Here is a 9,706-nt window from a genome sequence, read left to right on the forward strand (position 1 = left end):
CCGGAAGCGGCAAGCGACAACGCCTGCCAGCACGGCCAAGATATGATACCTTTTGGCGTTATTTTCCCCGCACCGATGGGCGCCAGCCTATGGCAGCCTGTCGGTCGATGTTCATCCTGTTAAGGAATTCCGATCATGGCGCTTGAACAGACCCATGTGCAGCGCGCGGCGCATCTGGCACGCCTGGCGCTGGATGACGCGGACGCCGACCGCTACCTGGACGACCTGAGCAATATCCTGGCGATGGTCGACCAGCTCCAGGGCATCGATACCACCGGGGTCGCCCCCCTGGCCCACCCCCTGGACGCCACCCAGCGGCTGCGCGCCGACGAGGTCACCGAAGCCGACCAGCGCGAGACCTTCCAGCGCTGCGCTCCGGCGGTGGAGAACGGCCTCTACCTGGTGCCCCGCGTGGTCGAGTGATCGCACCCGACGTTATCCTGTCCCGACCCGGAGACACTCATCCGATGCATGACAAGACCCTCCGCGAACTGGCCGCCTCCCTGGAGGCCGGCGAGTTCTCAAGCCGCGAGCTGACCCAGGCGCTGCTCGGGCGCATCGATCGCCTCGACGGCGAGCTCAACAGTTTCATCAGCGTCACCGCCGACCAGGCGCTGGCCGCCGCCGACGCCGCCGACGCCGCCCGCGGCCGCGGCGAGGCGGGCCCGCTGACCGGCCTGCCCCTGGCCCTCAAGGACATCTTCTGCACCCGGGGCGTCAAGACCTCCTGCGGCTCGAAGATGCTCGACAACTTCGAGGCGCCCTACGACGCCACCCTGGTGGAGAAACTCCAGGCCGCCGGCACGGTGAGCCTCGGCAAGACCAATATGGACGAGTTCGCCATGGGCTCCTCCAACGAGAACAGCTTCTATGGCCCGGTGAAGAATCCCTGGGACCTCGGCGCCGTGCCCGGCGGCTCCTCCGGCGGCAGCGCCGCCGCGGTGGCCGCGGGCCTGGTGCCGGCGGCGCTGGGGACCGATACCGGCGGCTCGATCCGCCAGCCGGCGGCCTTCTGCGGTATCACCGGCCTGAAGCCCACCTATGGCCGGGTCTCCCGTTACGGCATGATCGCCTACGCCTCGAGCCTCGATCAGGCCGGCCCCATGGCTCGCACCGCCGCAGACTGCGCCCTGCTGCTGGGCGCCATCGCCGGTCACGACGTGCGCGACTCCACCAGCGTGGCCCGCGGCGTGCCGGATTACACCGCCACCCTCGACGACTCCCTGTCGGGACTGAAGATCGGCCTACCCAAGGAGTATTTCGGCGAGGGCCTCGACCCGGCGGTGGCCGAGGCGGTCCAGGCGGCCATCAAGGTCTACGAGTCGCTGGGCGCCACGGTGCGCGAGGTCAGCCTGCCGCATACCCACCTGGCGATCCCCGCCTACTACGTCATCGCTCCGGCGGAGGCCTCCTCCAACCTGTCGCGTTTCGACGGCGTGCGCTTCGGCCACCGCTGCGAGGATCCGAGCGACCTGATCGATCTCTACAAGCGCTCCCGCGCCGAGGGCTTCGGCGAGGAGGTCAAGCGACGCATCCTGATCGGCACCCACACCCTCTCCGAGGGCTTCTTCGACGCCTACTACACCAAGGCCCAGCAGGTGCGCCGACTGATCCGCCAGGACTTCCTCGACGCCTTCGAGGAAGTCGACGTGCTGATGGGGCCGGCCTCCCCCACCCCGGCCTTCGACCTGGGCGCCAACAAGGACCCGGTCTCCATGTACCTGCAGGACATCTACACCATCGCCATCAACCTGGCGGGCATCCCCGGCATCAGCGTACCGGCGGGCTTCGTCGGCAAGCGCCCGGTGGGCCTGCAGATCCTCGGTAGCCACTTCGCCGAGGCCCAGCTGCTCAACGTGGCCCACCAGTTCCAGCAGGCCAGCGACTGGCACCTGCGCCGCCCCGATTTCGCCAAGGAGACCGCATGATGGAATGGGAGACCGTGATCGGCCTGGAGGTCCACGTTCAACTGGCCACCAAGTCGAAGATCTTCTCCGGCGCCTCCACCGCCTTCGGCGCCGAGCCCAACACCCAGGCCTGCGCCGTGGACCTGGGCCTGCCCGGGGTGCTGCCGGTATTGAACGAGCAGGCGGTGGCCATGGCGGTGCAGTTCGGCCTGGCGATCCATGCCGAGATCCCCGAGGTCTCGGTGTTCGATCGCAAGAATTACTTCTACCCGGACCTGCCCAAGGGCTACCAGACCAGCCAGATGTATCACCCCATCGTCGGCGCCGGCGAGGTGGAGATCGCCCTCGACGACGGCGGCACCAAGCGCATCCGGGTGCACCATGCCCACCTGGAGGAGGACGCCGGCAAGTCGCTCCACGAGGACTTCCACGGCATGACCGGCATCGACCTCAACCGGGCCGGCACGCCGCTGCTGGAGATCGTCTCCGAGCCGGACATGCGCAGCGCCAAGGAGGCGGCCGCCTATCTGAAGGCGATTCACTCCATCGTCACCTACCTGGGCATCAGTGACGGCAATATGGCCGAGGGCTCGATGCGCTGCGACGTCAACGTCTCGGTGCGCCCCAAGGGCCAGGCGGAGTTCGGCACCCGCGCCGAGATCAAGAACGTCAACTCCTTCCGCTTCGTGGAGCGGGCCATCGCCTATGAGGTGGAGCGCCAGATCGAGCTGATCGAGGACGGCGGCCGGGTGGTCCAGGAGACCCGTCTCTATGACCCGGAGCGCGACGAGACCCGCGGCATGCGCACCAAGGAGGAGGCCAACGACTACCGTTACTTCCCCTGCCCGGACCTGCTGCCGGTGGTGCTCGACCAGGCCTATGTCGATCACCTGCGCGACAACCTGCCGGAGCTGCCCGACGAGAAGCGCACGCGCTTCCAGGAGGCGCTCGGCCTCTCCGCCTACGACGCCGGGGTGCTCTCGGCGAGCCGCGCCATGGCCGACTACTTCGAGGCGGTCAAGGACGCCTGCGGCGACGCCAAGCAGGCCGCCAACTGGGTGATGGGCGAGCTTTCCGGCGCCTTGAACCGCGAGGGCCTGGCCATCGAGGACAGCCCGGTCTCCGCCGCCCAACTGGGTCGGCTGATCGCCCGGGTGCTCGACGACACCATCAACGGCAAGGCCGCCAAGCAGGTCTTCCAGGCGCTATGGAACGGCGAAGGCGGGGGTCAAGCGGATGCCGCCGATGCGGTGATCGAGGCCAAGGGCCTCAAGCAGGTCACCGACACGGGCGCCATCGAGGCGATGATCGACCAGGTGATCGCCGACAGTCCCGCCCAGGTGGCCCAGTATCGCGACGCCGAGCCGGACAAGCGCGGCAAGATGATCGGCTATTTCGTCGGCCAGGTGATGAAGGCTTCCCGGGGCACCGCCAATCCCCAGCAGGTCAACGCCCTGCTCAAGGAAAAGCTCGACGCCCTGTGCTGAGCAGCGGAGGCGGGCCGCCCGGCCCGCCCCTTCGATTTCAGAGGACGACCCATGGCAGATGATGTCGGCGCGCGACTGCGCGCCCTGCGCAACCTCAGGGGCATCTCCCAGCGCGAGCTGGCCAAGCGCTGCGGGGTCACCCACTCCAGCCTGTCGTTGATCGAACAGGGCAAGGTGAGCCCCTCGGTCAGCTCCCTGAAGAAGATTCTCGACGCCATTCCCATCGGCGTCGGCGACTTCTTCACCATGGACCTGGAGAGCCGCGACCAGGTCTTCTACTCCGCCGACGAGCTGGCCGACATGGGCAGCGGCGAGGTGATCTTCAAGCTGGTGGGTGCCAACCGCGAGGCCCGGGCGCTCTCCTTTATGATCGAGACCTACCCCCCGGGCACCGATACCGGGCGCGAGATGATCGCCCACCAGGGCGAGGAGGCCGGGGTGGTACTCGAAGGCGAGATCGAGATCACGGTGGGCGCCGAGACGCGCATACTGAGCACCGGCGAGGCCTACTACTTCGATACCAATGTGCCCCACCGCTTCCGTAACGCCGGCAAGGCGCCCTGCCGCCTGGTTAGCTGCTGCACTCCCGCCAAGGCGTTCTAGCTCGGCGTCTCCCCCACGCCCCCACCGGCGCCCCGCGCCGGTTTTTTATGGCGCCTTTCGCCCTGCCTCGCCTTTCTCCATGCCTCGCCTTTGACAGCCATCGACGAAGCTGGAATCATATTTGTGAAAATCATTTCCACAAAAGGATTCCGAGCATGCCCATCGTTAATATCCAGCTGATCGAAGGCCGCAGCGACGCCCAGAAAGAGGCGCTGATCGAGAAGGTCACCGAGGCCTGCGTGGCCTCCATCGACTGCACCCCGGAGAGCGTGCGCATCCTGCTCTCCGATGTCTCCACCCAGCACTTCGGCGTGGCCGGAGAGTCGGTGGCCAAGCGTCGCGCCGCCAAGGAGGCCGCGTCCTGACCCACCACCGCGTAGCAAGGCCCCGCCGCGCGACGAGCTGCGGGGCGCCCCCTGCCGCTCGCCCCTGCCTTCTCCGACACCTTGCCTAGCACGGCAACCGCCCTGCCGGCGCCACCTCTCCTCGCTGAACCGCCTCGCCCGTCGTGACGGACTCCCGGCCACGCCAAACCAGCGACATGAGCACCTTCCGACGTGGACTAAGCCCGGCCATCCTCCGGCGGCGTCGCCATGATATTGCCCGGGGCATCGACCATGCGACACAACGCATCGACGGCCTTCGAATCACCGCCCTTGCGCCAGGCCAGCATCAGCTGCGACGAGATCGGTAGGTCCTCCAGCTCGTAGGCCACCAGGTCGCTCTCCCCCCGCACCATGATGCTCGGCATGATGGCATACCCCATGCCCGTGGCCACCAGGCTGCGGATGGTGATGTCGTCATGACACTCCTGGACGGTATTGGGCACGATACCTGCCCGCCGGAAGCATCGATCGACCCTGTCGTAGCTGCCCGGCGTCGAGTCGCGACTGAAGCGAATGAAGGGGGCCTCGGCGAAGGCTCGCAGCGAATGCGGTGATGCCTCGGTGAGGGGGTGGCGGCGGCTGACGATGACGGCCATGCGGTAACTGGCGATCGGCAGGTAGGCCAGCCGGGGATCCTCTTCCCGCTCGGTAAAGAGGATGCCGGCATCGATGCCGCCGTCGAGAATCGCCTTCTTCTGCGGGCCAGACAGCATCGATTCCAGGGTCAGCCGTATGCTCGGATTCTGCGCCCGGAAACGGCTGATCAGGCTCGAGATGCTCGGAATATAGGGATGAATGGTGGTGATACCGATCGCCAGGCTGTCGCTGAAGCCATCCGAGATGGCCCGGGTCTTCTTGGCCACGCTGTCCAGTTCGGCCACCAGTCGGCGCCCGTTGTCGTAGAGGAACCGGCCGGCGCGCGTCAGCGACACCCCCTTGCGATCGCGCTCGAAGAGCCGGGCCCCGACCCGCTCCTCGAGCAGACGGATCTGTCGCGTCAGGGCAGGCTGGGCGACCGGGATCCGTCTGGCCGCCGCGGTAATGGAACCGGCGTCCACCACGGCGAGAAAGTACTTCAGCTTCTTGATATCCATGGGCCTATCTCAGCGCTCGGACCAGGCAGCATACCAAAAAAGCATGACCGCATAGGAAAGAAGTATTTTTTCTCCCCTCAGTGGCCTGAGCATACTGGAACTCGCTTACCCCAGGGCCGGTGGATGGACGCTTCACAGGCGTCGGCGATACCACTTCCGCCTGACTCCCGACCAGAACAAGCACAGGACAACGCGATGCAAGAGCGTGATGCACAACGAATGATCGCCTTTCGACGGGAGCTTCACCGCTATCCCGAACTCTCCTGCGAGGAACGCCAGACGGCACGGCGCGTCGCGACCCTGCTGCGCGATATCGGCGTCGACGAAGTGCACGAGGGGATCGGCGGCCATGGCATCGTGGCCGTGATCCACGGACAACAGCCCGGCCCGTCCGTCGGCCTGCGGGCCGACATCGACGCCCTGCCCCTGCAGGAAGCCACCGGGCTGGCGCACGGCTCGACCCATGACAATGTCATGCATGCCTGCGGGCATGATGGCCACACCGCCATGCTGATGGGCGCGGCCCTGGACCTGATCCAGGCACGCCCGGCGCGAGGCCGGGTCGTTCTGATCTTCCAGCCCGCCGAAGAGCTGGGCACCGGGGCCCCGGCGATGATCGAGGACGGACTGCTCGAGCGTTTCCCCATCCAGGCCGTCTTCGGCCTGCACAACTGGCCGGGCGTGGAAGCGGGTGCCTTCGTCATTCATGACACCCCGCACATGGCCTCCAGCGATGATTTCGAGCTGAGCTTCCACTCCGAAGGTGGACATGGGGCCATGCCGCACCTGACCACCGATCCGATCGTCGCCGCCGGGCTGTTCGTCACCGCGGCGCAGCAGATCGTCAGCCGCAATGTCGACCCCGAGGACATTGCCGTGGTCAGCCTGGGCAGCCTGCAGGGCGGGCATGCCAGCAACATCATTCCCGCCACGGTGCGGCTGAAGGGCACGGCCCGCTGCTTCAAGCCGGACGTTCGCCGCCGGCTCGAAACGCGGATTCGCGAGGTTGCCGAGGGCATCGCCCGCGCCAGCGGCTGCGACGTGACATTGAACTATGTGCCCTCGACTCCCGCGGTGGTCAACGACGCCGCCTGCGTCAGGCTGTGCCGGGAAGTCGTCGAGGCGCACTGGGGCCGAGAGCGCCTGGTCTCTCACCCCATCAGCATGGGCGCCGATGACATGGGCTTCCTGCTCGAGGCCGTGCCCGGCGCCTATGGCTGGATCGGCAACGGCAAGGGGGCCGCGGCGCCCGCGCTGCATCAGCCGGACTACGACTTCAACGACGACATTCTGGAGGCGGGCAGCGACTTTCTCGCCGGCGTGGCCCGGCGCTTCCTCGATAATAACCACTAGATCCAGAGGCTTGGCATGAACGATTTCGACACAACAACGACACTCGAAACGGCATCACCGCGAACGCTGAAGTTCCCACATATCTTCGTGGTGTTGTTCACCTTCATCTGCATCGCCGCGCTATCGACCTACCTGGTCGATGCGGGCAGCTATGAGCGCATCACCACCGAGCAGGGCCGGACCGTCGTCGTACCGGGCAGCTACGCCCCGGTGGACACCGACCCGGCCGGCTGGTTGACGCCCTTCATGGCCGTCTTCGAGGGCATGCGGGAAGGCAGCAGCATCATCTTTTTCATCTTCATCTCCGGCGGCGCCTTCGGCGTGCTCAAGGCCACGGGCGTGCTGCAGACCCTCGTGGCCAGCCTCAGTCAGGCCCTCTCCGGGCGCGACATCGCCCTGATTCCCCTGCTGATGCTGCTATTCGCCGCCGGTGGCGCCACCTTCGGCCTGGCCGAGGAGACCATTGCCTTCATCATTATCCTGGCGCCGATGCTGCGCCTGCTGGGCTATGACTCCATCACCGCCGCCGCCGTCCCCCTGGTCGGCGCCGGTGCCGGTTTCTCGGCGGCCTTTATGAATCCCTTCACCGTCGGCGTGGCCCAGGATATTGCCCAGCTGCCGCTCTTCTCCGGCATGACGCTGCGCGCCTGCTACTGGACGGTCTTCGTCGGCGTCAGCATCGCCTTCGTGACGCGCTATGCGGCCAGGGTCAAGGCGCAGCCCGAGCGCAGCCTTACCTACCACAGCGACCGCCGACAATTCGGCAACCCCGCCCCCCTGCAGGGAAAGCAGCGACTGAGCCTGTCGGACAAGCTGGTGCTGTCGGCCTTCGTCGGGGCCATCGCCGGCATCGCCTATGGCGTTATCCGCCACGGCTGGTATATCGGCGAGATGTCGGGTGTCTTCCTGCTGATGGGGATCCTGGTCGGCGTACTGGCACGCATGGGACCCAACGAGATTGCCGAGCATTTCGTCAGCGGCTTCAAGGAGATCGCCATGGGCGCCCTGGTGGTGGGGTTCGCCTATGGCATCCTGATCGTGCTCAAGGATGGCAGCATTCTCGATACCATCCTGTATCGGCTCGAGGGACTACTGAACGGCATGCCGGCGGTACTGACCGCCATCGGCATGTTCCTGGTGCAGCTGCTGCTGAACTTCCTGGTGCCTTCCGGCAGCGGACAGGCGGCCCTGACCATGCCCCTCATGGTGCCCTTGGCCGACCTGGTGGGCGTGACGCGCCAGACCGCGGTGCTCGCCTTCCAGTTCGGTGACGGCATCTCCAATATCATCACCCCCACCTCGGGCTACTTCATGGCCGGCCTGGCCGTGGCCGGGGTGTCCTGGAGCAAATGGATCAAGTGGATAGCGCCCCTGGCCCTCACCCAGCTGCTGCTGGCGAGCGGCATGATCACCCTGGCTCACCTGCTCTCCTGGACCTGAAAGGAATCCTCTCATGACGATCAAGCGCATCACCCTGCATGGCATCCGCCTGCCCCTCAAGCGACCCTTCAAGATCGCCTACGACAGCTACGAAGAGATCGAGAGCCTGGTGGTCAGCATCGAGTCGACCCGTGGCGATATCGGCTGGGGCGAGGCCGTGGTCGACCAGCATGTCTCCGGCGAGACCTGGCAAGCGGCTCGCGACGTCATCGCCAGGGAACTGGCTCCCCTGCTGATCGGCCAGCCCGCCGACGATATCGGCGCCTTCCATCGTGCCGCCGAGGCGCGCATCCGGCACAATCCCTCGGCCAAGGCGGCCCTGGATATCGCCCTGCACGACCTGCTGGCCCGGCAGTGCCGGCGACCGCTCTACTCCCTGCTCGGCGGCCGCTGCCATGAACGCCTCGAACTCCCCTGCGTGATCAGCATGCTGTCACCGGAGGAGATGGCACGCCAGGCCGACGAGGCGTGCCGGCAAGGCTTCCGCTCGATCAAGATCAAGCTCGGCGATACGCCGGAAGCCGACGTCGAACGCATCGCCCGGGTGCGGGAGGCACTGCCGCCCGGCATGGCCCTGAGAGTGGACGCCAACCAGGGCTGGAGCGCCAAGCAGGCACTGGAGGTGATCCGCCGGGCCGCCCCCTACCGAGTGGAGTGGTACGAACAGCCGGTGTTCATCGAGAACCTCGAGGCCTTGGCCCGGGTGACCCAAGCGACGGAGGCGGTGATCATGGCCGACGAGCCGATCCACGGACTCCGCGATATGCTCCGGGTCATCCGCCTCGAGGCGGCCGACATGGTCAACATCAAGCTGATGAAATCCGCCGGCCTGCATGCCGCCCGCGCCATGGCCGACTTGGGCATGGCGGCCGACATCCCCTGCCAGGTAGGCTCGATGGTGGAATCGTCCATCGCCACCCTGGCCGGAGCCCACCTGGCCATCGCCCATCCCAACATCATTGCCAACGACCTGGTCGGCCCCGAGATGATCGCAAGCGACGTGGCCGAGATGCCGGGTGACGGCACGCATATCCCCCTGGACGAATCCCCGGGGCTCGGCATCCGGGTCGACGGCGACCGGGTGCGCGAACTCAGCGTCTTCGAAGCGCGCATCGACTGATGCCAGCCGGCACTCGCACCCACTCGAGGACGCCATCGAGGATACGCTTCGGGCCCGGCCAATGCCGGGCCCGAGGCGTTTCTGGGTGGCCGGCTCCACTCCCGCCCCACAAAAAAGCCGGCCCCGTAGAGGCCGGCAAACCGATAGAGGCAGACATCCGTCTATCAGTGCATCGCTCGTTGTGTGGTGGACTTACCCCTCCAGGGACATCCAGACGGTCTTCAGTTCGGTGTACTCCGCCAGGCTATGGTGGGACTTGTCGCGGCCGTTGCCGGACTGCTTGACGCCGCCGAAGGGCACCGTCTGATCGCCCCCA

Annotated in this window: 10 protein-coding genes; 8 read left to right on the forward strand and 2 right to left on the reverse strand. The window is 66.6% G+C overall.

The window, feature by feature from the left end; genetic code table 11:
- Positions 1–135: 135 nt before the first annotated feature.
- The 5 genes from gatC to thmT are packed head-to-tail and all read left to right on the forward strand — an operon-like array spanning position 136 to position 4,362.
- Positions 136–423 (forward strand): Asp-tRNA(Asn)/Glu-tRNA(Gln) amidotransferase subunit GatC, encoded by a 288-nt coding sequence (gene gatC, locus HPA02_RS06840; protein ID WP_146802342.1) that lies wholly within the window; start codon positions 136–138, stop codon positions 421–423.
- Between the two features lie 44 nt (positions 424–467).
- Positions 468–1,928 carry an Asp-tRNA(Asn)/Glu-tRNA(Gln) amidotransferase subunit GatA gene (gene gatA / locus HPA02_RS06845; protein WP_146802343.1) on the forward strand — a complete coding sequence of 487 codons (1,461 nt, stop codon included), beginning with the start codon at positions 468–470 and terminating at the stop codon, positions 1,926–1,928.
- Positions 1,928–3,394, forward strand: a complete 1,467-nt coding sequence (gene gatB, locus HPA02_RS06850) for an Asp-tRNA(Asn)/Glu-tRNA(Gln) amidotransferase subunit GatB (protein WP_146802353.1) — start codon at positions 1,928–1,930, stop codon at positions 3,392–3,394. The genes gatA and gatB overlap by 1 nt, the downstream gene beginning before the upstream one ends.
- 51 nt (positions 3,395–3,445) lie before the next feature.
- Entirely contained in the window at positions 3,446–3,997 is a 552-nt protein-coding gene (locus HPA02_RS06855; RefSeq protein WP_146802344.1) for a cupin domain-containing protein, read from the forward strand.
- A 47-nt stretch (positions 3,998–4,044) separates the two neighbouring features.
- Entirely contained in the window at positions 4,045–4,362 is a 318-nt protein-coding gene (gene thmT, locus HPA02_RS06860) for a 2-hydroxymuconate tautomerase (protein WP_146802345.1), read from the forward strand.
- A 197-nt stretch (positions 4,363–4,559) separates the two neighbouring features.
- On the opposite strand, the gene HPA02_RS06865 is transcribed toward thmT, so the two are convergent.
- Positions 4,560–5,477, reverse strand: a complete 918-nt coding sequence (locus HPA02_RS06865; RefSeq protein WP_146802346.1) for a LysR family transcriptional regulator — start codon at positions 5,475–5,477, stop codon at positions 4,560–4,562.
- Between the two features lie 195 nt (positions 5,478–5,672).
- On the opposite strand from HPA02_RS06865, the gene HPA02_RS06870 reads away from it, so the two are divergent.
- Genes HPA02_RS06870 through HPA02_RS06880 form a run of 3 tightly spaced genes read left to right on the forward strand, consistent with a single transcriptional unit; the run spans position 5,673 to position 9,390 of the window.
- Positions 5,673–6,830, forward strand: a complete 1,158-nt coding sequence (locus HPA02_RS06870) for a M20 metallopeptidase family protein (protein ID WP_146802347.1) — start codon at positions 5,673–5,675, stop codon at positions 6,828–6,830.
- Positions 6,831–6,845: 15 nt separating this feature from the next.
- Positions 6,846–8,270, forward strand: a complete 1,425-nt coding sequence (locus tag HPA02_RS06875) for a YfcC family protein (protein WP_146802348.1) — start codon at positions 6,846–6,848, stop codon at positions 8,268–8,270.
- A 13-nt stretch (positions 8,271–8,283) separates the two neighbouring features.
- Complete coding sequence (locus tag HPA02_RS06880; protein ID WP_146802349.1) at positions 8,284–9,390, forward strand: mandelate racemase/muconate lactonizing enzyme family protein; 1,107 nt, start codon at positions 8,284–8,286, stop codon at positions 9,388–9,390.
- 192 nt (positions 9,391–9,582) lie between these two features.
- Here HPA02_RS06880 and HPA02_RS06885 read toward each other — a convergent pair.
- On the reverse strand, positions 9,583–9,706 hold a 124-nt coding region (locus HPA02_RS06885; RefSeq protein ID WP_146802350.1), incomplete at its 5' end, for an aldehyde dehydrogenase family protein.

Origin of the sequence: Bisbaumannia pacifica (genome assembly GCF_007989625.1) — a bacterium.
GTDB lineage: Bacteria > Pseudomonadota > Gammaproteobacteria > Pseudomonadales > Halomonadaceae > Bisbaumannia > Bisbaumannia pacifica.